The following is a 24624-nucleotide window of genomic DNA, read 5'->3' as shown; positions in this document are numbered from 1 at the left end:
AAATAAAACAAAAAATCAAGTAACCTGCACAGCCTAAATATATAACTTAGGCTGTGAAGTTCCTTGAGTCACTGAACGAGTCTTTCTCTTTTCTTTATCCTGCTCTGGCTTTTTTCGATCTGAGAAGTGTTTATCACGATGCTTTTTGTCTGCTTCACGTCTTTGAGAAGGGTTACGTTCTTTCTTCTTATGGTCTCGCTTCTTGTTAGCTTTAGAATGACTCGAACTCTCATTTTCTTCTTCATCCGATTCATTCATGATCTTCATCATATTTATCATGGCTGGGAGGTTTTTCATCATCGGACCATATTCTTTAACCATTGGTGCAGCAGATTGCATAGCTTTTAAAGCGCCCTGTATTTGATTGAGCCAGCCAGCTCCTGCTTGAGGCTGTACGGGCGGACCTAAAAAGGGTGCACCTCCGAATCCACCTGGACCTCCTTGATTAAAAAATTTAGGGAGAAAACCTCCTAAATTTTGCATGTGATGGGGTGAAAAACCTTGAAAATTCCTGGCAGGGCCAAAAAAAGGCAGCTGATTATGATTCATACTAGACCCCTCCGTCATTAGTCATGTCATAGCCTATGCTGTAAAGGAGGGGGATGTATGGGCATTCTATTTATTTGTTAATCGAAGACCAGTCAATTGGTTTTTCATTCATTTTTTCAAGAAATTCATTTGCTTGTGAAAATGGTCGACTGCCAAAGAAGCCTCTATAAGCTGAAAGGGGGCTCGGATGAGGGGATTGAATGATACAGTGCCTATCCTGATCCACAGAAGCGGCTTTCTTTTGAGCAGGCCTTCCCCATAAAATAAATACGAGCGGACGCTCGCGTTGATTGAGAAGTTCAATGACTCGGTCGGTAAGCCTTTCCCATCCCGCTCCTTTATGAGAATGTGCTTCGTGGGCCCGTACAGTTAACACGTTATTTAAAAGCAGTACTCCTTCATCTGCCCATGCTTTCAGATTGCCATGAGCTGGCGGCTCCACACCCAAATCTTCTCGCAGCTCCTTGTAGATGTTCTCTAAGGATGGAGGCACTTTCACACCTTTTGGCACAGAAAAACTATACCCGTGGGCTTGGCCTTCACCATGATAAGGATCCTGACCTATAATAACGACTTTCGTATTTTCATAGGACGTTCGCTGAAAAGCAGCAAAAATATCGTACATATTGGGGAATATACGATGTGTTCCGTATTCTCTTTTTAAATACTCTCTAAGATTTATATAATAGTCTTTTTCCAGCTCACTTTTAAGGACGTCAGCCCAATCATTTATAAATACCGCCAATCGTATCACCTTTCATATCTTTTATTTCTCTTTATTACCTACTGTTATTTCCCGGGCAAGCGCAAGAAGTGACAAATCATCATGCGTTTAAGGTCATTTAGTTGACTGAATGCAATGAAATTAGGCGATATTTGCAAACTGTTGTATTTTTTCTTAAGATAAGCTCTTCTATTTCTCCTGACCCAATGTGATCTGAACGAATATGTCGCTTAATAACAATCCTTTCGTTCATAGGAAATAACTTATACCCCTCAAAAGTAATTTCAAATAAATTGTCATTAGATTGAACTCTTTTCTCTTTACCTTCTGTGATCAGTGTCCATTCCATTGATAATGGTGTTGACATAATGATCCTCCCCTTTCAGATCTTATTGAAATGCCATTTGTACAGTGGAACCTTCCGGACCGGAGTGAATTTGCAACTTTGCAGGAATTTCCTCTTTTAACTGGGAAACATGGGATATAATTCCTAACATTCGATTCCCGTCTTGAAGAGTTCTTAAGCATCCGATAGCTTGTTCCAATGATTGTTCATCTAACGTACCAAACCCTTCATCTATGAATAAGGTTTCCAATTGAACTCCACCGGCATGTGATTGAACCACATCAGCCATGCCTAAAGCTAAACTTAAGCTTGCTTTGAAGCCTTCACCGCCTGAGAGCGTTTTAACGGAGCGTTTTTGTCCCGTGTGGTGATCAATGACTTCAAGCTCCAATCCGCTTTGAGCTCCTCTTTTAGCTAATGCATCGCTGCGCAGCAACTGATAACGGTGATCTGTCATTTGATCTAAGCGTATATTTGCCTGCACTAAAATTTCATCCAGATAAGAAGCCAGTACATACCTCTCGAGCGAAAGTTTTAAAGAGTTATCGCCGCGAGCCATATTAGAAACTTCTGCTAAGTCGTAATAGCGTTCAGCAAATTCCTTCTGTTCTTCGATTAAACTTGTCATTGATAATAAAATATTTTCATTATGCTCATACTCAACCTGACAATCATGAAGTTCCTTTTGTTTAAGATTGACTTTCTGTTTATGTTTTTCAAATGCTTGCTTCAATTCGTTTAGAACTGGGCGTTTCTCTTCTTTCAACTTCAATTTTATTTCCATTAAACGCTCGTGAACTACAGCCTTTCGCTGATTAAACTCATTAAGTTTTTGGCTTAACTTGTTTATCTCTTCTTCTGATAAGGTGGCTTCTTTGTAAGCACGGACTGTACTAAATTCCAGTTGATCAAGCTTTCGGTTAAATTCTAATTCCTTATTTCGACACATTTTTTCAGCTTCCATCAAGTAACGCTCTAATTCTTCTTTTTTTGTACGCATTTGCTGGACTTCTTCATGTTTTTGAGTGTAGACTTTCTGAATCTTCTCCCAATAATTTAACGAATCAGTAAGTTTTGTTTCTGCCTTCTTAACAAACTCATTCATCTCATTTAGATCGAATGTAGGAAAAGCATAATTTGATTTCAAATTTTCGATTTCAGTTTGGCGAGCCACTTTATCTTCAGCCCACTTTCTAAGTTGATTGTTCACGTCTTCTTCCTGTTTCGTTAGCTCGCTCATCTGGTCTTCTATTTGAGAAAGCTGATCTGCTGCTTCATGAATGGTTTTAAGTTCTGTTTCTATATGAGTTAAACTTTCCGTGTTCGTTCGCAACCTATGCTCTAATTGCTGGGCAGCGTGCCGTAAAACTTCTGTCGATAAATCCCCTTTGATCAGTGAATGAACCTCGTCATACAACGTGTCTACCAATTGCTTGTGACTTTTACCTTCTGCTCTAGCAGCAGTCATTGACTCATGCATTTTTAAGTACTTTTGTTCCTGCCGCTCATAAGTTTGTTTAAGAGCATCCATTTCTTCATTCGATAATACCCCTTTAGGCTGTGTTGCTAAATCGGGATGTTCACATGAGCCACAGACCGGACAAGGAGCTCCGCTGTCTATCTCTAAAGCTAAATGGTAAGCCCGGTGCTCTTTTAGTTTTTCTACAGCTTTATCATATTTCCTTTTCAGTTCATTCTTCTCTTCCTTGAACGCATCCGTATCTTTCTTCAGTAATTGATAATTCTCTCTTAACTGCTGTAGTGTATTCCATTCCTTTATTAATCGATGCAAGCTTGAAAGATTTCTTTTTTCTCGTTCTGTTTTCTCTTTTAGGTCGAACACTTTTGAAGTTATTTCTCTTTCTTTGGAAGCCAATTGGCTTTTCTTCTCTCTATCCTCAGCAAGTTGCTGTTTTCGAGAAGACAGATCGGCCAGCCGTTTATTATACTGTACTTGCTTTTGCTCAATTTGAGCAATCGTTTGTTGAATCTCTAACAAACTCTTCAATTTCCCTTGGGCTTCTCTTTTCTTTTGAACCTCATCTTTAAGTTGGTCTCTAACACTTTCTTTCGCTTTTTCTCTCTCATATTCTTCTTGGGTTTGTTTGAAGCGCGTTTCCAACTCTTTTATAACTTCGATATTTTCTTTTAATGAGGAAGAAAGCTTATTCACTTCCTGCTTTCTTTCAACCATCTGGCGTTCGTAGGGTCTTAATTCACGTGCTTTCTTCCCAAGATCCAGCACATCAGCTTCATGATCCCTATCTGGCTGACGCTCATCAATGTCTTGCTGTTCAATCATTAAGCGATCCAGTTCCCTGTACAATTCATCGATGGTTTTAGCATGATAATAGCGGTCTTGAACTTGATCCAGCTGTTCAGACAGTACACGTAATTGTTCTTTGACTTGTTTTTTATCTAACTCTTGACGCTCAAGCATTTCCTCTAACTTCTGGATCACTTGATGAGGGTCTTTAGGAATTTCCACTTGTTCCTTAGAAACCCACTTGATTTTTTCGCTCTCTTGTTCAATTTTCCACTCAAACTGTTCCATGTCTTTTTCTAAGGATTTTTTTTGTTCGCGTAGATGGTCTGTTAACTCCGAATAAAATTGGGTACGAAAGATCTTTTGTAGAATCTCTTCTCTTTCCTTACTATTTTCTGAGATCAACTTACGAAACTCCCCTTGAGGGATCATAATCATTTTACGGAATTGATCATAATCTAAACGAAGTAATTCTTCGACCATCTCATTCACTTCTTTAATTTTCGAAGCTAATAATCGTTCCTCCCCATTATGCTGCTGGTAAAGATAAGCTTTTGTAGGCTCTTCTTTATAGCCTTCCCCACGCTCTTTTTTCCTCCATTGTTTCGGCATACGCTCGATTCGGTACTGTTTTCCCCTAAGCATAAAAGTAAAATCCACTATTGTTATATCTTCTTCATTGGAAAAGTGGCTTTTTAATGTATCCTGGTCTCGATCTGTTCCGCTCGCTCTGCCATATAGAGCAAAACACATAGCATCAAATATAGTTGTTTTGCCTGCCCCTGTAGGACCTGTCACTAAAAAGATCGTTTCACTTCCCAATTGGGAAAAGTCAATTGTCTGCCGCTCTTTAAAAGGGCCAAATGCTTTTACAGTTAAATGTAGAGCCCTCACGTTACTTCCCCCTCTCTTTTAAACGCAAGTCTTCAATAGCGTTTTTGATCATTGATTTCCTTTTATCAGGAAGGTCGTCCTGTTTAATTTCCTGATAAAAAGCGGAAAAGAGATCCAGTGGCTCTAGTTTCTGTCTGGCTTTCATCTCTTCTATTGATGCTTGTTGTCTTTGGGGAGACAATGCGGCTCGTTCAAGATGAAGAACGTTAGGATACACTTTCCTTAGTTTTCCCATAGGATCTAAAATTGTTCCTTCATCTAAAAGTCGCACATGCAGATAATTCTCTCGATGATCAGCAGAATTCCCTTCCATCAATTCTGCAAAGTAGCCTTCTACTATTTCAAAGTCCCTTCGAGGCACGAGCGGAATTTTCTCTACTGAATATTTATCCTTGTCTTCTAAATCTATCATAGTAACTGACTTATGGTGATTGACCTCTGAAAAAGAATATTTAAGAATCGAGCCGCTATATCGAACGGTTTCTCTTAGAATTCTTTGAGCTTGATGAAGGTGCCCTAGCGCCACATAAGAAAACTGATCAAACAAAGATGCATCGACGTAAGGCGTGCCCCCGACCATCGACAGACGCTCTTCTGATTCTGATTCCATGCCTCCAGCAATGAAAGAGTGGCCCACCCACACATGACGGTCACTCATGTCATATTGACTCTCAATGTGTTCAACAAGCTTTTCAGTTGCTTGCTGGTGACTTTTGATCGAATCGTCCTCAAAAATATAAGCCACTTCTCCAGGTTCGACATAAGGGATTAAATGAAAATAAACAGGACCCCATTGATCATAAATTGTAATGGGTTCATATTCTTTCGTTAATTTTGTTTCTAAGTATAAACTTTGTCTTCTAAAAAGCTTAGACCCAAAATCCAGTCGGTCCGGACTATCATGATTTCCTGTAATGGCTAATACAGGTACATTTATTTCATTGATTAATTCAGTCAGCGTCTGGTTTAGCAATTCTACTGCTTGTTTAGGCGGAATCGAACGATCATACAAATCACCAGCAATAATCACGACATCTGGCTGTTCTTTTTTTACAATCGACAGGAACTGCTCTAAAATGTAAGCTTGATCCTCAGTCATATAAATATTGTTAACAATCTTACCTAAATGCCAATCCGCTGTATGTAATATCTTCATGGTCCCCCAACTTTCTTTTCCTAATATATATCCTCATTATACTAGATCGTAAGAATCCTTGAAAAAAGAAAAGATACCTTTCACAGGTACCTTTTTCTAATTAATCTTCTTCAATTTGATAAGCATCATATAATCGATCAAATACAGTTAGAGCATTTGTAAATGGGATATTCCACTCCAGGTAGCTGCTAATTTCATTGTACGATGTCGCTTGTTTAGGAAAGCTATGGTCCTCGAACATCCACTCCGCAAGTCTTTTCTCTTCATCAGCTTGAATATTTCCTCTATATCTCATCATGTAGTGATAGAACGAGCGCATTTCTGTTCCTCCCTCACCGGAATACTTTCGTATAGTTTTATCATGTTTACAAGGAAGAAGCAAAAATAATGAAATCGACTGGCCTTATCTCTGTTCGTCAGTATCTTCCATAAATTCTTGATGCGCCTTAAGCTTCTTGCGATATACGACCCTCGAAAGTACAATACTTACTTCATAAAGCAAAATGAGAGGTACAGCCACAACAATCTGCAGAATGAAATCCGGGGGAGATATCATCGTCCCTATGATAATAAGAACAAAGTAAGCATACTTTCTTATTTTTGATAACAGTTCCGGATTTATAAGACCTAAACTAGTTAAGAACATGACAATGATAGGAATTTCAAAAAGCAAAGCAAAAGGTATCGTTACTCGGAAAACAAATCGGAAATAACGTTCTACTGTAAATAATTCATTAAACATTCCATCATTAAGTGATAACAAGAATGGTAAAATTAACTGTACAAATACGGTGTAACCAAAAGCTAAACCTGCAATAAATAAGAAGAAGACCGCAGGGATATAAGCGAGCGATACTTTCTTTTCTTTAGGGGTTAATGCAGGTTTAATAAAAAGCCACAATTGCAAACATAACATAGGCAGTGAACCAATGAGTGCAATAATGCTAGCCAGCGTAAAGTAAATCCATACGATTTCTCCAGGACTCGTGACGCTTAGCTGAATAGGAATATCATCTTCTAAAAATCCATAAATTTCTCTAATGTATATAAACCCTGCAATAAAGAAAACGATAAAAGAGAGCAGGGAATAAATGATCCGCTTACGAAGCTCACTCAAATGATCGGTCATATTCATTTCAATATCTTGACTACTATTTTTAGGTTCTGGCAACTGTAAAACCTCCCTGGCACTACACAAGTGCCGCGACATAAAGAAGATGTAAGGGTAGCCCCTTACATCTTCTTATTTTTCATTTTTATCTTTGGTTGATTGATCCTCTGACATCATATCTCCAGCTGCTTTTTTAAACTCTTTCAACGAGCTTCCAAAAGCTTTGCCAATTTCCGGCAGCTTGGCAGGACCAAAAATAACCAATGCTATAATCAAAATGAGCAAAAGACCTGGAACGCCAATGTTCGATAACATGGATCAACACTCCGTTAGGACGATTTATTTTTTGAATGGCTATCGTCTATAATATTTTTAGTTTCCGTAACATCATCTTTTACGTCTCCTGTGAGATCGCGAGCGGACTTTTTAAACTCCCGCAGCGTTTCCCCAGTAGCTTTACCAATCTCCGGCAGTTTCTTAGGCCCGAAAATAACTAAAGCAATCACTAGAATCAAAATTAAACCTGGGATCCCAATACTTGAAAGCATGCAGGTCACCCTCCTTATGATAAGTATCTTTACTTCCATTTCTACCTGAAACTATGTCTACGTTAATCCTGCGTCTATCATATCACGTTTGTGTACCCTTGTCTTTATTCTATTACTAATTTTTCACATGTCGCTGTGCTAGTTCGAATTCTTCTTTTGTATTCATATTGAAGAAATGCCAATTAAGCTTATTCTCTTCCAGGTTAAATTGGTCTACAAATGTCACATCACATTGATCAAACAAAGACTGCATTTTACGTTCCCCATTTTCAAGCAATTGCTTACACACTCTTTCTAATGATTTTGCGTAAACGCCTGCTAAAGGCTGCACTTTTCCTTGATAAATGGGAATCACCGCACCAACATCATCAGAAAGGTGAGCCATTAAGCTTTCAATTACATCACGATCAATAAAAGGTGTGTCACAAGCTGTTACATAGACATATCTTGTCGTTGCTGCTTTTAAAACTGCGTGTAAGCCTCCTAAAGGTCCGTGATCTTTAAATTCGTCGGCCACGTAAGACGATTGTAAAGAAAGAGGAGTGTTTCGATTAATTATAACGGTTGTAAAAGATCGCTGTAACGTCGTGAAAATACGTTCAATCACAGTTTGGCTCCCAAGGTGCAATTCAGCTTTATCTTGTCCCATCCTCGTCGAACCGCCCCCTGCCAAAACGGCTGCACTTACCTCATAATTCATCATGGTCTTACTCGGTCATAGATTCTAAAGTAGTATTCATAGGGGTTTTTTTCATCTTTAATCCCTTTCGTTTCCTCAATCAAATGCCAATCCGCTTCTTCATAGGCTGGAAAGTAAGTATCCCCTTCGAAGGAATGGTCGATATACGTCATATACATTCGATCGGCATAGGGAAGCATTTTTTCAAAAAGAACACTTCCTCCAATAACAAACCATTCTTTTTCAGGGTACGTTTCATTCAAACGAATAATTTCATCAATTGAATTGTAGGTTTCGCATCCCTCAACCTCATAGTCAGGATTTGACGTTACAATTATATGGCGCCGTTCAGGAAGAGGTTTCCCGAACGATTCGAACGTTTTTCTTCCCATGATAATCGTGTGTCCCCATGTTTTCTCTTTGAAAAACTTAAAATCACGGGGGATGTGCCAGGGCAGATCGTTATTCTTACCAATTAATCGATTTTTATCCATTGCAAATACGAAAGAAATCATAGCTTCACCTCTATCCCTATTTATACCGCTACTGGAGCTTTAATACCAGGATGCGGGTCATACCCTTCCACTTTAATGTCTTCCATTTCAAAGTCAAAAACACTTTCTTTACTATCATTAAGCGAAAGCGATGGTGCTTCTTTTATTTCTCGCGATAGTTGTTTATTAATTTGTTCCACATGATTGGAATAAATATGAGCATCTCCCAGCGTATGAACAAATTCTCCTGCCTCTAATTGACATTCTTTTGCAATCAAGTGGGTTAATAAAGCATAGCTTGCGATATTAAAAGGGACACCTAAGAAAATATCACCACTTCTTTGATACAGTTGACAAGAGAGCTTCCCATCGGCTACATAAAATTGAAACATCATGTGACAAGGGGGTAAAGCCATATTAGAAGGAACATCTTCAGGGTTCCAGGCGGTAACAATATGTCTTCTTGAATCTGGATTATGCTTGATGTTGTCAATAACATCCTTTAATTGATCGATCGTTTCTCCACGTGAAGTCTTCCATGCTCTCCACTGCTTGCCATAAACAGCGCCAAGGTCACCAAACCGTTCACTAAATGAATCGTCATGTAAAATTTTCTCTTTAAATATTCCCATTTGTTCATCGTATCGGGCTTTAAATTCCTCATCTTGTTGACTGCGTCTTCCGAAATCTTCCATATCCGGACCATCGTACTCCTCACTCTCTATATAAGATTGAAAAGCCCACTCGTTCCAAATATTGTTGTTATGTTTTAATAAATAGCGAATGTTCGTATCCCCTTTAATAAACCATAACAGTTCACTCACAATTAATCGAAATGGAATTCGTTTCGTTGTTAATAAAGGGAAACCTTCTTGGAGGTCGAACCTCATTTGATAGCCAAACAACGACTTCGTACCCGTCCCTGTTCGATCCCCTTTGACTGCTCCATTACTCAACACTTCTTGACATAGGTTTAGATACTGTTCTTCATTTGTCATTGTGCTCACCTGCTCTTTCTGCGCTGTTCCATTCACTGTAAAATTGATTCAAATAATTCTCCATAAAAGTGTGTCGCTGTTTTGCTTCGATTTGAGCTCTTCTTGTGTACATCCCATCGCTGAGTTTTAGCAGCTTATCGTAAAAATGCTGGATAGAAGTCAAAGAATCTGAGTATTCATCATAAATCAATTGACTCTTTAATCCTCCAAAAGCAAAGGTCCTCGCTATTCCTACAGCACCAATGGCATCTAATCGATCAGCATCTTGTACAATTTTTCCTTCATGGGAGGCAGGAAGCTGTCCTTTTGAAAAAGATACACTTTTAATAATGGTTAATAGTTCTGTTCTTTTCTGTTCTTCCACCTCTAATGAAGTTAGAAAATCATTTAATTCCCGATAGGCAGCTTCTGTATCTTCATACAGCTTCGCATCGCCGACATCATGAAGCCAGCCGGCCAGCTCTGCGGTGTAATGATCAGCTCCTTCATCAAGTGCAATTTCTTTTGCCCAATGAGCCACTCTTTTCATATGATAATAATCGTGTCCCGTCGGTTCGGATGAAAATTGCTCATATACATATTTCCTGACATTACATAAAACATCTTTTTTTTCCATAGTTCACCTCTAAAACTGAAAGAGATCCATTTGCCTCGGGTTAAGGTCGGTGTACTCAATATTAAGCATCTCTTGTAGCTGTTTTGCATTATCTGCGGCATCTCCGCCTGAATTATTATTAAATAGTAAAGTCACCTCTTTTGTTTCTTTTTTCAGACGCTTCACTCTCTCTGCCCATTCTCTTAATTCTTCCTCATTATATCGATAAAGAAAACGGACCTTCCGCCAATCTTTACGTCCATTCTTATTCCAACCATGTATATTTCTCCCATGAAATCTAACAAGGGATTGGGTGGGGTGTGTAGTCGCTTCTACTAATGGTACAGACCCTTCTCCAGCTTGAGGTTCATCACAAATGGTATGAATCCACTCATAGTCTTTCATAAAGTCTAATGTTTGCCTTCTATATTTCTTATGAAACCACGTTTGATTTCTAAACTCTAAAGCCAGGGGGTAGGGCTCGAGCCATTCTCTTATCAACCTTAATTTTTGAATATGTTCTTTCCTTACGTCAAACCAAGGTGGGAATTGAAAAAGCAGAGATTGCACTTTACCAGCCTCAACGACCGGCTGAATAGACTCTTCATAAGCTTTCACAAGGTCTCTGGCTTCCTGCACAGTTCGTGTTTGACGGTCATGACCTGTCAATTGTTGAAATGCTTTAATGACAAAAGTGAAATTGTTCGGAGTCTGGTTCAGCCATTTTTCGTAATGAGTTCTGGGTTGAATCGCATAAAAAGCTGTATCTACTTCAACTACAGGAAAATGAGAAGCATAAACTGACAGCTTTTCATCAGGTCTTGTTTGATCCGGATAAATAGAGGCATGGTCGCCCCAGCCCGTTACACCTATTTTTATAGTCATCCTTCTCTCCTTCCCAGCAAATCGAGTATTTAGTATTTTCGTACTAAAAGTCGTTAAAACAAACCAGTTATCGTTCCATTTTCTTGTACGTCCATATTCAAAGCAGCCGGTTTTTTAGGAAGTCCCGGCATAGTCATTACCTCTCCGGTTAAAGCTACAACGAATCCCGCCCCTGCAGAGACGCGTAATTCTCTCACCGTCACAGTAAATCCATTTGGACGTCCTAATAAGGAAGGGTCGTCAGAAAGCGAGTATTGTGATTTCGCCATACATATAGGCAGCTGATTATGACCATGTTCCTTAATTTGTTTCAGCTGCTTCCTCGCAGCCGAGGTAAATTCAACATGACCGGCCCCGTATACTTTTGTGGCAATTTTATGGATTTTTTCTTCCACAGGATCATCAAGCTCATACGTATATCTTATAGAACCTTGACCTATTTTACAGCATCTTATCACTTTTTCGGCTAAATCTAGTCCTCCAGCGCCTCCCTTAGTAAATACTTCCACTAGGGACACCTCAGCACCTTGCTTTACACACCATTCTTTTAGAAAATTAATCTCTTGACTGGTATCAGTCGGAAATTGATTGATGGCGATCACAAAAGGCAAATTGAATTGCTCAATGGTTTCCATATGTTTTTTTAAATTATCCACACCACGTTTTAAAGCAGCGACATTTTTATATGCTAAATCTTTTTTACCCACGCCACCGTGCATTTTCAAGGCTCTAATCGTAGCCACGATTACAACAGCATCCGGTTGAAAATTACCTGCTCTCGCCTTTATGTTTAGAAATTTTTCCGCTCCGAGATCTGCACCAAATCCGGCTTCCGTCACCACATAATCCCCTAGTTTAGCAGCTGTCTTGGTAGCCATTAAACTATTACACCCGTGAGCAATGTTCGCGAACGGACCACCATGGATAATAGCTGGCGTGTTCTCTATTGTTTGAACTAAATTTGGCTTAATCGCTTGATTGAGAAGCAAGGTTAAAGCTCCTTCAAACCCTAACTGCCGTACTGTGACTGGTTGTTTATCATATGTGTACCCGATAATAATCTCAGCTAGACGTTTTTTTAAATCTTCGAGGTCGGTAGCTAAGCAAAGGATAGCCATTATTTCAGAAGCTACCGTTATTGTAAAACCGTCTTCCCGAGGTACCCCTTTCACAGGACCGCCAAGCCCTACAATTACTTCACGAAGAGCACGGTCATTTAAATCCATCACTCGCTTCCACCCAATGCGTCTAGGATCGATATGTAATTCATTTCCTTGATGAATGTGATTATCAATAAACGCTGAAAGTGCGTTATTTGCAGATGTAATCGCGTGCAAATCACCTGTAAAATGCAGGTTAATGTCCTGCATAGGTAAAACCTGAGAATATCCTCCTCCACAAGCTCCTCCTTTTATTCCCATGGTTGGACCAAGAGAAGGTTCTCTTAAGGCAATAATCGCTTTTTGATTAAGCTGACAAAGAGCCTGTCCCAAACCAACGGTAACCGTCGATTTTCCTTCCCCGGCAGGTGTTGGATTGATCGAAGTGGTTAAAATAATCTTTCCATCTGGTTTGTCATTCATCTCACTTACAAGGAGCGAAGATAATTTCGCTTTATAGTGACCATAAGGTTCCCAATCATTTTCTGATAAATTTAATCGTTCCGCAATGTTTTTAATCGGGGACATACTAGATTGTAAAGCAATTTCAATATCAGAGTTCATCCTAACAGCTCCTTTAAACGAACAGTCTACTTCTATTGTACCCGAAGATCAGCCATATTAAGAATAGGAATTTCCTAATCCTGTCTATTGCAATCTTCGGTTGTTAAACGTATAATGATAGGCTGCTGCTGCGCGGTTCGAAAACCTCCCGCGACACCAAAACTAAGGAGGAATAATTATATGAGCAACGAATGGATATGGATTTTATTTGCCATCGTCAACTTTAGTTTATTACTAGTCGTTTATCGTAGCTTCGGTAAATCAGGCTTATTTATATGGATAGGTATGTCTACAGTAGTCGCTAATATCCAAGTAGTAAAAACCGTAGAATTATTTGGTTTAACCGCTACACTAGGAAATATTATTTATGGCACTGTCTTTTTAGCTACTGATTTAATCAATGAAAAGTACGGGAAACGAGAAGCACAAAAAGCTGTTTGGATGGGATTTTCCACCCTCATTATTTTAACCATCATGATGCAGATTACCTTAACGTTCACTCCATCTGAAGCAGATATAGCCCAGCCAGCTTTGGAAATATTATTTGGAGTTGTGCCAAAAATAGCTGCAGGAAGCTTAATTGCTTATATTGTCAGCCAATATTTCGACGTTTGGCTCTATGCCAATTTAAAAAAGATATTTACTTCAGAACGCACACTTTGGGTTCGAAATAACGGAAGTACGATGATGAGCCAATTGCTTGATACGGCTATCTTTTGTGGGATAGCCTTTTACGGAGAGTATCCGCTTGATATTTGGTTCGAGATCTTTTTGACAACCTACCTTATCAAGTTTATTGTTGCCTTAATTGATACACCATTTTTATATGCAGCAAAAACATTCCACCGTTCTTAACAAAGGGGCAAGTGATCTATGATAGAAGTTTATACCGATGCAGCCACAGCCGGCAATCCTGGACCGAGTGCAGTTGGCATTTATATAAAAGATCGTCACAAATTCAGCAAATACCTCGGCTCCTGTTCCAACCACGAGGCCGAATTTCTCGCGGTCATCTATGCGCTGGAATATTGCTGCCAATATTACAGCGGAGAAATAATTTCTATACGCAGTGATTCGCAATTAGTTGTTCATTCAGCTGACACGGAGCATTGCAAAAATCCAGCCTATGCTTCCCTGTTAGAAAAAATACTAGCTCTTCATAAGCACTTTTCTTATGTATTTTATAAATGGATTCCAGATAAAGAAAACAAGCATGCAGATCGTCTTGCTCGTGAAGAATTGAAGAAGAACCAGTAACTATCGATTAGGAACTGGTTCTTTTTTTTGTTTCCATATTTGATAAACCGCGTTCTTCCAATGATTGATACGCCGACTTTTTCGTCATAATGGAACGATCTGATATATGCTCAAGCAAACTTATGTAAAAGCTGGGATCGAACTTTTTTTGAAACTTCAGCGTCATCTGAAGAGCTAAAATGACCTTCCAATCTTCCGTATTGGTAGAATTTTTGCCAAAATAAATAAAGTGTACATTCTCGTCAGACAATTTAAAGCCTTTTGACCATAAGTCCTCCAAGTAATAAGCTAATGAATGAGTTGACTTCATAACATTCTCCTTATCTTTAAAACCGTTATCGACAAAATTCGCAATACTTCTATTATACAAAATAAAAAGCCAAGTGGGAATCACTTGACGTCAATTGGTGTCCTGTTTTTCTCTCATAAATAGTTTTCCTGACAACGCACGTTCTTCTGCGGGAACACGGATCATAAGAACGAGCAGGTGCAATAGTGGAAATAAAAAAGCCGTCACAAAAGCTTGGAATAGCAGCGGAATTACCAGCAATTCAAAGAATACAATCATGTAATTAGGGTGTTTGATATATTGATAGGGCCCTCGCTCAATAAGAGGCTCATTCGGAATCACAATAATCCTCGTATTCCATTTCCTCCCCAGTGAAGCTATACACCAAACTCTTAATCCCTGTAACGTTACAAACAGAACAAGTAAGAAAGGAGATAACCATAAAACGCCTCCCTTAAAAATAGACCACTCCATAAAAATAGAGAGAAAGAAAAGGGTGTGCAGCCAAATAAATAATTGATAATGCTTCGCCTCTACTTCAACTCCTCCGTGCTTTATCATCCACTTTTTATTTTGCTTAGCTATACACAATTCCGCCAGGCGCTGAAAAATTAAAAAAATAAACAACCACATCCTAAACCCACTCCAGACTCACAATTTCTGATGAAAAACCAGGTCCTAACGAGGTCATAAAAGATTTTGTCCCTGCTGTTGGTTTTTCAAGCATAACTTGATGCAGGACAAAATGGACCGTTGGAGAGGACATATTGCCATGGCGGGATAGAACTTCTCTTGAATAAGATACAGCTTGCTCAGAAATTCCTAGCGTGGAAACAAAAGCCTCGATCACTTTTTTCCCGCCGGGATGAGCGACAATAAAAGGCAAGTCAACTGCTGCCATGTTTAATGCTGCTAACCTTTCTTCCATATGCGATTTCCAGAAACTTTCAACCAATTTAGGTATGCTTTTATTGAAAATAACTTCAAAACCTGAATTCACTACTCGCCACCCCATAACAGATTGACTATGAGGTTTAGTTTTTGTACTCGATGATGTCACTTTAGGTACTGGGGCAATTTTTTCATGCAGCAGAGATGAACCTTCTCCTACCACTAACAAAGCAGATGTCCCGTCACCAAATAATGCAGATCCTACAAAATTACTTATTCTTGTATCATTATGTTGAAAGGTCACACTGCACAATTCTGCACAAATGATGAGGACATTGCTTTTGGGTGCTCCTTTTAAGTAATCGAAAGCTTTCCCTACGGCACTTGTGCCTCCAGCACATCCAAGACCAAATATTGGGCTGCGTTTAATATTCTCACGCAGACCGAGCTCATCTATTAAATAAGCATCAATGGTGGGAGTAGCTACCCCCGTAGAAGATACGAAAAGAATATGGTCAATTTCCTTAGGATCAATTTCTCTTTTAATAAAGTTACGGTTAGATAAACACGTCAAAGCAGCTTGTTTACTATAGCTGATCACCCGTTCACAATATGAGGCGTTTACTTCTTGCAGCTGCCGTTCCTTTGTATACCATTCTAATGGGAAAGCTAGTTGGCGATTTTTAATTTCACTATTGCTAAAAATCGGCATTAATTTTTGTTTATCTGCTTTTTTTATAGGAAATACATTAGCAATCAGCTCTTGAATATCCTGCTGCTTATAATTATATTCCGCTTCCTTGATACTACATGATAAAATAAAAGCCATTTTCCAATCCACCTCTTTAAGAATAAGGTGGCTTAATACACACGAATTATGCGAAATAGTAAGTATATGTGAATAGGCGTCTTTAGTTAAAAGATAAGAACGAGGAAGTAGCAGAAGAGTTCGAATAAGCCATCTCTTCAAGAATACATTACATGTTAGAAGGGAATATGAATGAATCTGATTTAGCGTAAGAAACAAAACATTTAATGAGTTTCAGGAACGCTCTGTCGGTTTATAGATCTCACTCTGTTCAAAAGAAAGGGCCGCCACCTTAGAGTCCTCCGAGGAAAGCGGCGCATTTCAAGTTCTCTATCTTATTAACCGCTTTTCGGGTTCTTTTTTAAAATTGATAAATGAGTTTATATTTGTTTCTGAGGTAGGTCACTAAATCATCTGGATTAAGTCCTTCCCCTGTGACTTCTTCTAAGATTTCTAAAGGTTTCTTCATCTTCCCGTATTGATGAATACGATCTGAAAGCCAGGTTTTAATAAGCTGAAAATCTCCTGATCTTACGGCAGCCGGAACGTTTACATCTTTTCTCATGGCGTTATTAATTTGTGCTGCATACATATAACCTAACGCATAGGATGGAAAATAGCCAAAGTCTCCTCCTGCCCAGTGAATATCTTGAAGAACTCCTGTGGAATCACTATCTGGTACGACCCCTAAGTACGTTGCCATTTTTTCATTCCATAACTCAGGCAGTTGTTCTACCTCAATTTCACCATTTATTAAAGCTTTTTCCAGTTCATAGCGAACCATGATGTGAAGACAATAAGTCAATTCATCCGCCTCAATGCGAATAAGGGAAGGCTTCACTTCATTCACCGCCAGGAAAAAATCATCAAAGGAAACTTGTTTAAAACGATCAGGAGCATAAGATTGAAAGAGCGAATAATGATTTTCCCAAAACTCACGACTGCGTGCTATAAAGTTTTCCCAGAACAACGACTGAGACTCATGAATTCCCATTGATGTACCTGTTGCTAAAGGGGTAAAAGATAAATCTGAATCGATATTTTGTTCATAAAGGGCGTGACCCCCTTCATGAATGGTTCCAAAAACAGCTGTTCGGAAGTCTCTTTCATCGTATTTAGTTGTCACACGTACATCGTTTGTATTCAAACCAATAGCGAACGGGTGAATGGTTTCATCGAGACGACCAGCCTCGAAGTCGTAATTCATTCGCTTAAGAATCTCTTCGCTAAAGGCTTCTTGGGATTGCTTTGGAAAATGGCCTTGTAAAATAGCGGGATCCGGCGATATCTTTGAATCTTGAATTTTTGTTAACAGCGCGGCTAATTCATCCCTAACCTTAGGAAATACTTGATCTAGTTGTTTCACCGTTACACCCGGTTCATAATTGTGCAGCAATGCATCATAAATATTGTCTTCATAACCCCAAAGCTCGGCAAATTCACGATTATATCGAACAAGCTCTTTTAAATAAGGCTGAAAACCTTCAAAATCATTTTGTTCTTTTGCTTCTGCCCATTTAGACTCAGCAGTAGTCTGAAGCGTTACAAATTCCTTATACAGCTGTGTAGGGATTTTATTCGTTCGATGATATGTTTCCTCCGTTTCACGCAGGGCTGCAATTAATTTAGGATCGGAAGCTGTTTGCTTAAGCTCGTCTATATAGTGTTTTATTTCATCACACGTCTGAATTTCATGAACTTTTTCGGAGAGAACGCCAATCACTTCTGAACGATTCTCAATCCCTTTCTTTGGTGCTTTCGTACGCATATCCCACGCCATTAAACCAATAGCTTCTTCAAAAGAAGATTGCTCTTTTAACAGATTCCAAAATTTTTGCTCAGTGGAAAAACCCAAATGAAACTCCCCCTCATTTATTGTTTCTTACCGAAAAATTGATAGTAATCCGTTTTTATAAAGCCGTTAAATAATTTCCTTTTCTTCGTGGCCTCTCTCCCGTATAACTTTTCGAATTTCTCATTCGATGTAAGAATATATACGCTCCAAGAGGGATAATCTCTCATTCTAACTCCTAAATCACGATACATATTTTCCACTTCTTCACGGTCACCCATTCTCTCTCCATATGGGGGGTTCCCTAAAAGGTATCCATTGTTTTTTCTAGGATTAAAATCTTTTACCTGCATTTGTTTCCACTTCACTAAATCACCAAGCCCGGCTTCCATTGCATTTGTTTTTGCAATCTCAACCATTTCATGACTGATGTCTGATCCAGTGATATCAAGCGGTTGCTCATAATTCGCACAATCTTCCGCTTCTTGAAAAGCTTCGTCCCAATAAGAATCCTGAATGAAGTTCCAGTTTTCAGAAGCAAACTCCCGATTAAAACCGGGGGCAATATTTTGCCCAATTAACGCTGCTTCGATAGGAATGGTTCCCGAACCGCAAAAAGGATCGACAAAAGGTTGATCAGGTTTCCAATTTGTAGTTTGAACAAGAGCGGCAGCTAAAGTTTCTTTAAGTGGTGCTTCCCCTTGCCCTACTCTATAGCCTCGCTTATGAAGACCGCTGCCTGAAGTATCAATGGTCAGTAAAACCTCATCTTTATGAATCGCTACCTCAACTCGATAGAAAGCTCCCGTTTCTTTTAGAATGGAAGCCACACCATACTTTTGCTTCAAGCGTTCAACGATTGCTTTTTTTACTATAGATTGGCAGTCAGGCACACTATAAAGTTTGGATTTAACCGATTTACCTATTACAGGGAATTCTCCATCTTCTGTAATAAATTGTTCCCAGGGTAAAGCTTTTGTGCTTTCAAATAATTCATCAAAGCTATAAGCATTAAACCTTCCGACCAGCAAGCGAACACGATCGGCTGTTCGAAGCCATAGATTGGCGCGTGGTATGGCGGACACAGGAGCTTCAAATAGTACACGCCCATTTTCCACTTTCACATCTTCATATCCTAAGTCTTTTACTTCTCTTGCCACAAAAGCCTCTATTCCCATTGCAGCTGTCGCTATTAATGTTACATTCGATGCCATCCTTAGCCTCCTAAATCTAACTATCATTCAATTCCATTGATTATATTCATAAAAATAACCCTTCTAAAAAGCGTCTGGCTTTTCAGAAGGGTTTTCTGTGATGATCAATGACCTTTGAATACTCTGTAAGCCATGTTCTGTTCCTTTGTACTGCAAACGGTGGTCAACCTCGTACTCCGGTGGTAACCATCTATCTGCCGCATTAAGCGGCCTTTTTTCAGGTTGAATTCCCATCCAAAAGTGCCCCTACCTTAATTTGGGTTGCTCGCTCGTGGGGTTTACCTCGTTCCACCTGCAATATTTCTATTCCAGCTTCGTCACTGTGGCACTTTCAAGGTAGTCATACCTTATTCATAAAGAACGTAGGTATTTTCCCTGCCGTTAACTAAGAGTTACCTTGACTTATGGTTTCGTCAAGCACGAACACTACAAGCATCTCAGCTTGTGCGAGCATGGACTTTCCTCTGCATACGTAAATACGCAGCGATTACCCGAGTATTCAATATTCATTATTTGTTAGCTATTAAAAGTAAGTTCCAATAGAATAGCATAATTCTGGGCATAAGTCATCTGTTATTTTATTACAATTTACTCTTCGGCATACTTCTTTCCAAACACTGCTTTTTCAAGATTCGATACTCTTTTTAAAATATCGTAATTTACTTGATGATTTTGTGTGTTGTTTACTGGTTTCGTACGCTGAGTTGGAGCGTCATCACGAGCTGGATACTTCTTCAATCGATTGTTTTCATTCTGCAATTGATCAATTTCTTTTTGAAACTTCTCATAGTCTTGAATAATCAAATCTAAAAATTCATCGACTTCTTCTTGGTTATATCCACGCATAGAAGTTTTGAAATCTTTTTCTAAAATCGTTTTGCCATCTAAGTTATACTTTTCTTCACTCATTTTTATCACCTCTGTTCAGCACATTACCTACATTTTTTCAAATCCTTCGCGTAATGTCAATTTAATTTATTCATTAACCTTAGTTCGGCTAGTATCTTCATTATAAATTTCATTTACTGAGTCCAATAGTCAGGGTTTGTCAATCTTATTTCTTCCACAGTCTCATCGAGGTCAAGAGGTGTTATAAATAGTAATTCGTACGTGTGATGCTCTTTATACTTTTTGATTAATTTTAGAAAATACTGAGGCGATCCTGGCGTCTCTTCATCATAAAGCATTATACAACCCTCAGAATGCTCTACAAAAAATTGATCTCTAGCCCTGAATTGATAAGGACCATCGTACTCCTTTTCGTAAATTTCCTTATAGAAATCACATTGCTCGATGATGAATTCATAAGTATGCTGCATCGCATCTGGCCACCTGGATTGTTGGTTAGAAAAAGGTGGAAGTACCGCTAATTTGATGTCATATTCCTCTTTAAGCTCTAATATAATTTCTCCTGTCCACAATTCTACACCCATTTGACCGGAAATCAAAACCCAGTGAAGACCTTCATCAATAAGCGCAATCAAACGTTTCTTTATCGCAGTTTTAATAATTTCTACTTTAGGGTCGTCATTTTTAAAAATTCCTAATTCCATTGGCTTGTAGCCAGTAACAACGATTGTTTTCATAAGTGTCTCCCTTCACACTTTCTGCTTTTAACCAATTATAGATTATACAAGAAATGGCTGCCTACTGTCGGCAGCCATTTGCTAGTTTTCTTCTTTCGTTAGGTCATCTGGTGAAAATGAAAAAGGTAAAAGTTCAGACATCTTCACGGTTTTTAAATCCCCAGTTAAGTTCGTTAAATAAATATTTAAATCAGGGCTGAAAAACTCGCTCATTACTTGCCTGCATGATCCACATGGCGGCACAGGCCTTTCAGTATCTGCTACAACAGCAATTTCACTAAAAGCGTGATGACCATCGGAAATTGCTTTAAAAATAGCTACTCTTTCGGCGCAGCAAGTAACTGGATAGGCGGCATTTTCTATATTACACCCTGTATACAAGGTACCGTCTTTTGTAAGAAGCGCCGCCCCTACTTGAAATTTAGAATAAGGTGTGTAAGCTTTCTCTCTAATTTTCTTTGCTTCTTCAATTAAATTTTGCTTATCCATTTTTTCTCCCCCTTTAGTGGGAAAGTAATTATAAAAGATTATTCCATTATTGTAAAGCGTTTTCACTCCTTTTGTAGAATCAGCACATTGAAACCTTTATTTTTGACACAAGTGTCAAGAAAAAGTTTATACTGAACTTATACTTTTCAAACGTAAAGGTGGGTAAAAAAATGAGGAAACTAATTAATTATAAAAAAATGGTATGGGTACTTGTAATCATTCTCATTTTCACAGGAATTTTTACATATTTTCAATTACCGAAACGTGAAATTCCGGAGATTAGTGTAGATGTAGCAACTATATCTACTGCTTACCCAGGTGCATCGCCAGAAGAAATAGAACGTGCTGTTATTAACCCGCTTGAAGAAGAATTGCTGGATGTAGATGGAATAGATGAGCTCACCTCAAATTCAACTACCGGATTCGGTACCATTTCAGCTACTTTGGATGGAAGCACAGACTCTGATACCGTTAACAGTCAAATTCAACAAGTAGCAACTGATGTCTCCAGTACCTTTCCTGAACAGGCTGAATCACCTGAAGTCAGCCACGCTCAGGCTTCTTCCGCTGTCGCGGCTTATCACCTGCTTGCTGACTCTCCTGAAGAACTTTATGAGCTAAGGAATACGGTCGATGAATGGCAGGAGAACCTCTCCTCCTTAAATGGTGTCGACTCCATTGATTTTAAAGGATTACCTGAACAACGAGTTACCTTCTCTCTAAACAATGAAGCATTAGAAGAATATCAAGTGACACCAAATCAGGTATTAGAAGCTATTCAGCAGGAACTTTCCCCGGCCGCCATTGGTACTGAAGAAGAGAACAATACAATCTATCAATTAACTTTTGAGAAATTTAATGAACTTTCTCAATACGAGGAACTATCTATTTCAACTGACGAGAACGGAGAGCCCGTTACGTTTAGTGATATCGGAGAAATCAAAATAGAAAATGAGAGTGTGAATGATCTCATTACCGTTGAGGAGCAAAGTGCATTAACGATGACCGTTCTTGCTGAAAAAGGAGTTAACATTTCAGCTTTACAAGAAGATATTACTGGTGAAGTAGAAAGCCTTTCAAATGACCTCCCTTCTCACGTGTCTGTGGACCAATTCTATACCCAGAGCACAGTAATAGATGAAGTATACACGAACTTAGTTACTTCTTTTGCCATTTCTTTGTTTGCGGTTATATTTATCATGATCCTTGGGTTACCATTATCATCCGCAATATTAGTGGCTATAGCCATTCCAATTTCCATTTTAGTCGGTCTGATCCCTCTTCCTTATATTGGAGTCGATCTTAACCAAATTTCAGTGATTGGAATTATTATTGCGATAGGTATTCTCGTTGATGACGCCATTGTGGTAAATGATAACATTCAACGTAGATTTCAGTTAGGCGACTCTCCCTTAGAAGGTACGATAAACGGAATAAGAGAGGTCCGAAAATCAATCATTACCTCCACTCTAATGATCGTATTCAGCTTTTTTCCGCTTACTTTCATTTCTGGGACGAATGGAGAATTTATTCGAGCTTTACCTAGTGTATTAATTTTTACAGTACTTGCCTCTACCTTTATAGCACTTACTCTGATTCCTACTGTTCAATATGTCAGGCGTATGCGGGCGAAGAAAGAAACATCTTCTAAAGTTGGACTGCTCGGAAAGTTTTTCAACCGATTAGAAAGAAGTTACGCTGACCAATTGCTTCCTAAAGTGACGAAAAAACCGATTCGAACTGGCATAGCTGGAATTCTGGTTTGTCTACTCTTGTCACTCCTTGTCATTAAAATTCCTTTTGAATTTTTTCCGGCTGCTGACCGTCCGGAAGTGACGATTTCGGTTAAATTTCCTCAAGGTACGACTATAGAGGAATCGGAAGCACAGCTGGAAGAAATGGAAAAGATGCTTGCAGAAAATGAAGAGACGATTACTGAAACAGCTATATACGCTGGAAGCGGCTTACCAAACCTTTTTAATGAAACGCTCACTCAATCAGGAGAAAACACCGGTCAATTGCTCGTACGTGTAGATCGAAACGTAACTAACGCTACTACATTTATTAATGATTGGGAAGAACAGTTGAGGGATGAGTTTACAAACGCTGAAATTTTCCTTGACACCATTGTATCAGGACCTCCCCCTTCCCCGCCTGTGGCACTTAATTTACAGGGGCCTAGTATTGACAAATTAGCTAAAGAGGCTGAGAACATAAAAGACCGATTGGAATCTCTGGAATATTCAGAAATTGTAACTCTAAATATAGGAACCTTGCAGCCGATAAAGGAATACAGTCCAGACCGTGAGTTATTAGCAGAAAATAATATCTCTCTGGAAACCGTTACTTCACAACTGCAAATGGCAAATACCGGATTACCTCTTAGAACTTTTGATGATGGAAATGGACGTCTTCCTGTTCAGCTGCTCGTTGATGACGGAAATGAGAATGGAGTGAATTTAAGGGAGCTCACGATTGTAAGCGAACCAGTTAATGATTTACCACCCAATGAATTCACTTTAGATGAGGTTATTAATGAAAGTGAGAGTGAGCAGATTGGAGTAATTCCACACCTCAACGGTGATCGCACAATTACAATCGAGGCCTATCCGCTTACTGGTGAAGAATCTGTATTTACTTCAACTGCCCAGGAGGAGATTGAAGCAATCAGCTCTGAGCTGCCTGAAGGCTACACAATTGAAGAGACCGGACAGTCTGACGCTCAATCCGATTTTTTTGTAGAGGTATCAAAATTGTTTGTGATTGTATTGTTTCTTATCTATGTAACAATTGCGCTTCAATTTAACTCTTTAACGATGCCTCTTCTTATAACAAGCTCGGTTTTCATCGCGATTACAGGAGCTATTATAGGATTGTTTGTTACAAATGAACCGCTGAGCTTCTTAGCTGTATTAGGTATTGTTTCTCTCTCAGGGATTGTAGTTAGAAACTCAGTTATCCTTATTGAATTTATTGAACAAAATAAAAATCAGTACACATCTATAGCTGATAGTGTGATTGAAGCTGGTAGAGCTCGAATTAGACCTATCGTTCTCACTTCACTTACATCAATTGCTGCCTTAACACCAATTATTTTTACGGGCGACGTGTTGTTTAAACCACTGGCCATATCAATCGTATCAGGATTAATTTTCTCAACGGCATTAACACTCATTTTAGTACCTACGTTTTATTTGATCCTTGACCGGATCAGAAAAAGAGGTCATAAAATTTAATCAGAGACGGGAACCAAAAATTATTAAATAATCCGAACGATTCTGTAACAATCAGTTCGGATTATTTATGGTTGATCAAATGTTCGCCCCGCC

26 protein-coding genes and 1 other RNA gene are annotated in these 24624 nt (G+C 38.9%); 3 read left to right on the top strand and 24 right to left on the bottom strand.

Going from position 1 to position 24624, the window contains the following annotated elements:
- Positions 1 to 33: 33 nt before the first annotated feature.
- The 15 genes from vrrA to ACGTNH_RS10410 all read right to left on the bottom strand — a co-directional run bounded on the left by vrrA (position 34) and on the right by ACGTNH_RS10410 (position 12969).
- Positions 34 to 549 (bottom strand): VrrA/YqfQ family protein, encoded by a 516-nt coding sequence (gene vrrA / locus ACGTNH_RS10480; RefSeq protein WP_394586664.1) that lies wholly within the window; start codon positions 547 to 549, stop codon positions 34 to 36.
- Between the two features lie 70 nt (positions 550 to 619).
- Positions 620 to 1300, bottom strand: coding sequence for a uracil-DNA glycosylase (locus tag ACGTNH_RS10475; protein ID WP_394587690.1), 681 nt, complete (start codon positions 1298 to 1300; stop codon positions 620 to 622).
- 91 nt (positions 1301 to 1391) lie between these two features.
- Entirely contained in the window at positions 1392 to 1640 is a 249-nt protein-coding gene (locus ACGTNH_RS10470) for a DUF2584 family protein (RefSeq protein ID WP_394586662.1), read from the bottom strand.
- A gap of 22 nt (positions 1641 to 1662) precedes the next feature.
- Complete coding sequence (locus tag ACGTNH_RS10465) at positions 1663 to 4779, bottom strand: AAA family ATPase (RefSeq protein WP_394586661.1); 3117 nt, start codon at positions 4777 to 4779, stop codon at positions 1663 to 1665.
- Position 4780: 1 nt separating this feature from the next.
- Positions 4781 to 5935 carry an exonuclease SbcCD subunit D gene (locus ACGTNH_RS10460; RefSeq protein WP_394586660.1) on the bottom strand — a complete coding sequence of 385 codons (1155 nt, stop codon included), beginning with the start codon at positions 5933 to 5935 and terminating at the stop codon, positions 4781 to 4783.
- A gap of 100 nt (positions 5936 to 6035) precedes the next feature.
- Complete coding sequence (locus tag ACGTNH_RS10455) at positions 6036 to 6254, bottom strand: YozE family protein (protein WP_394586659.1); 219 nt, start codon at positions 6252 to 6254, stop codon at positions 6036 to 6038.
- A gap of 84 nt (positions 6255 to 6338) precedes the next feature.
- Positions 6339 to 7106 carry a twin-arginine translocase subunit TatC gene (gene tatC / locus ACGTNH_RS10450; protein ID WP_394586657.1) on the bottom strand — a complete coding sequence of 256 codons (768 nt, stop codon included), beginning with the start codon at positions 7104 to 7106 and terminating at the stop codon, positions 6339 to 6341.
- Between the two features lie 72 nt (positions 7107 to 7178).
- Positions 7179 to 7361 carry a twin-arginine translocase TatA/TatE family subunit gene (gene tatA, locus ACGTNH_RS10445; RefSeq protein ID WP_394586656.1) on the bottom strand — a complete coding sequence of 61 codons (183 nt, stop codon included), beginning with the start codon at positions 7359 to 7361 and terminating at the stop codon, positions 7179 to 7181.
- Between the two features lie 14 nt (positions 7362 to 7375).
- Positions 7376 to 7594, bottom strand: coding sequence for a twin-arginine translocase TatA/TatE family subunit (locus ACGTNH_RS10440; protein ID WP_394586655.1), 219 nt, complete (start codon positions 7592 to 7594; stop codon positions 7376 to 7378).
- A 115-nt stretch (positions 7595 to 7709) separates the two neighbouring features.
- Positions 7710 to 8297 carry a molybdenum cofactor guanylyltransferase gene (gene mobA / locus ACGTNH_RS10435; RefSeq protein WP_394586653.1) on the bottom strand — a complete coding sequence of 196 codons (588 nt, stop codon included), beginning with the start codon at positions 8295 to 8297 and terminating at the stop codon, positions 7710 to 7712.
- The gene (locus ACGTNH_RS10430; protein ID WP_394586652.1) at positions 8294 to 8788 is read right to left on the bottom strand and encodes a dihydrofolate reductase; all 495 of its coding nucleotides are present in this window, start codon (positions 8786 to 8788) and stop codon (positions 8294 to 8296) included. Before ACGTNH_RS10430 ends, mobA begins: the two co-directional genes overlap by 4 nt.
- A gap of 20 nt (positions 8789 to 8808) precedes the next feature.
- Positions 8809 to 9765, bottom strand: coding sequence for a thymidylate synthase (locus ACGTNH_RS10425; RefSeq protein WP_394586651.1), 957 nt, complete (start codon positions 9763 to 9765; stop codon positions 8809 to 8811).
- Entirely contained in the window at positions 9755 to 10381 is a 627-nt protein-coding gene (locus tag ACGTNH_RS10420) for an HD domain-containing protein (protein WP_394586650.1), read from the bottom strand. Before ACGTNH_RS10420 ends, ACGTNH_RS10425 begins: the two co-directional genes overlap by 11 nt.
- Before the next feature lie 9 nt (positions 10382 to 10390).
- Entirely contained in the window at positions 10391 to 11245 is an 855-nt protein-coding gene (locus tag ACGTNH_RS10415) for a DUF72 domain-containing protein (protein WP_394586649.1), read from the bottom strand.
- Between the two features lie 53 nt (positions 11246 to 11298).
- Positions 11299 to 12969 carry a formate--tetrahydrofolate ligase gene (locus ACGTNH_RS10410; protein WP_394586648.1) on the bottom strand — a complete coding sequence of 557 codons (1671 nt, stop codon included), beginning with the start codon at positions 12967 to 12969 and terminating at the stop codon, positions 11299 to 11301.
- Positions 12970 to 13149: 180 nt separating this feature from the next.
- On the opposite strand from ACGTNH_RS10410, the gene ACGTNH_RS10405 reads away from it, so the two are divergent.
- Both ACGTNH_RS10405 and ACGTNH_RS10400 read left to right on the top strand, forming a co-directional pair.
- Entirely contained in the window at positions 13150 to 13824 is a 675-nt protein-coding gene (locus ACGTNH_RS10405; RefSeq protein ID WP_394586647.1) for a queuosine precursor transporter, read from the top strand.
- Positions 13825 to 13842: 18 nt separating this feature from the next.
- Positions 13843 to 14226: a ribonuclease HI family protein gene (locus ACGTNH_RS10400; RefSeq protein WP_394586646.1), complete on the top strand. Its 384-nt coding sequence runs from the start codon at positions 13843 to 13845 to the stop codon at positions 14224 to 14226.
- A gap of 7 nt (positions 14227 to 14233) precedes the next feature.
- Here the strand turns inward: ACGTNH_RS10400 and ACGTNH_RS10395 are convergent, their stop codons facing one another.
- From ACGTNH_RS10395 to cdd, 9 genes are all read right to left on the bottom strand, one after another.
- Positions 14234 to 14536 carry a DUF6123 family protein gene (locus ACGTNH_RS10395; RefSeq protein ID WP_394586645.1) on the bottom strand — a complete coding sequence of 101 codons (303 nt, stop codon included), beginning with the start codon at positions 14534 to 14536 and terminating at the stop codon, positions 14234 to 14236.
- Positions 14537 to 14626: 90 nt separating this feature from the next.
- Positions 14627 to 15148 carry an isoprenylcysteine carboxyl methyltransferase family protein gene (locus ACGTNH_RS10390; protein WP_394586644.1) on the bottom strand — a complete coding sequence of 174 codons (522 nt, stop codon included), beginning with the start codon at positions 15146 to 15148 and terminating at the stop codon, positions 14627 to 14629.
- 1 nt (position 15149) lies between these two features.
- On the bottom strand, positions 15150 to 16235 hold the full coding sequence (locus tag ACGTNH_RS10385) for a type III polyketide synthase (RefSeq protein ID WP_394586643.1): 1086 nt from the start codon (positions 16233 to 16235) through the stop codon (positions 15150 to 15152).
- 340 nt (positions 16236 to 16575) lie between these two features.
- Positions 16576 to 18069 (bottom strand): carboxypeptidase M32, encoded by a 1494-nt coding sequence (locus ACGTNH_RS10380; RefSeq protein ID WP_394586642.1) that lies wholly within the window; start codon positions 18067 to 18069, stop codon positions 16576 to 16578.
- 17 nt (positions 18070 to 18086) lie between these two features.
- Entirely contained in the window at positions 18087 to 19220 is a 1134-nt protein-coding gene (locus ACGTNH_RS10375) for a THUMP domain-containing class I SAM-dependent RNA methyltransferase (protein ID WP_394586641.1), read from the bottom strand.
- Between the two features lie 121 nt (positions 19221 to 19341).
- Positions 19342 to 19719: RNase P RNA component class B (rnpB, locus tag ACGTNH_RS10370), an RNA gene on the bottom strand.
- An 89-nt stretch (positions 19720 to 19808) separates the two neighbouring features.
- On the bottom strand, positions 19809 to 20129 hold the full coding sequence (gpsB, locus tag ACGTNH_RS10365; RefSeq protein WP_394586640.1) for a cell division regulator GpsB: 321 nt from the start codon (positions 20127 to 20129) through the stop codon (positions 19809 to 19811).
- 113 nt (positions 20130 to 20242) lie between these two features.
- A complete protein-coding gene (locus ACGTNH_RS10360; protein WP_394586639.1) occupies positions 20243 to 20806 on the bottom strand; it encodes an SLOG family protein in 564 nt (187 codons plus the stop codon).
- Between the two features lie 81 nt (positions 20807 to 20887).
- Positions 20888 to 21295 carry a cytidine deaminase gene (gene cdd, locus ACGTNH_RS10355; protein ID WP_394586638.1) on the bottom strand — a complete coding sequence of 136 codons (408 nt, stop codon included), beginning with the start codon at positions 21293 to 21295 and terminating at the stop codon, positions 20888 to 20890.
- Between the two features lie 170 nt (positions 21296 to 21465).
- Here cdd and ACGTNH_RS10350 point away from each other — a divergent pair, with 170 nt between their 5' ends.
- Positions 21466 to 24531, top strand: coding sequence for an efflux RND transporter permease subunit (locus tag ACGTNH_RS10350; protein WP_394586637.1), 3066 nt, complete (start codon positions 21466 to 21468; stop codon positions 24529 to 24531).
- Positions 24532 to 24624 lie beyond the last annotated feature (93 nt).

It is taken from the genome of Halobacillus sp. B23F22_1, from assembly GCF_043497005.1.
Taxonomy (GTDB): Bacteria; Bacillota; Bacilli; order Bacillales; family Halobacillaceae; genus Halobacillus_A.
This window is presented reverse-complemented; position numbering and strand designations above follow the sequence as displayed.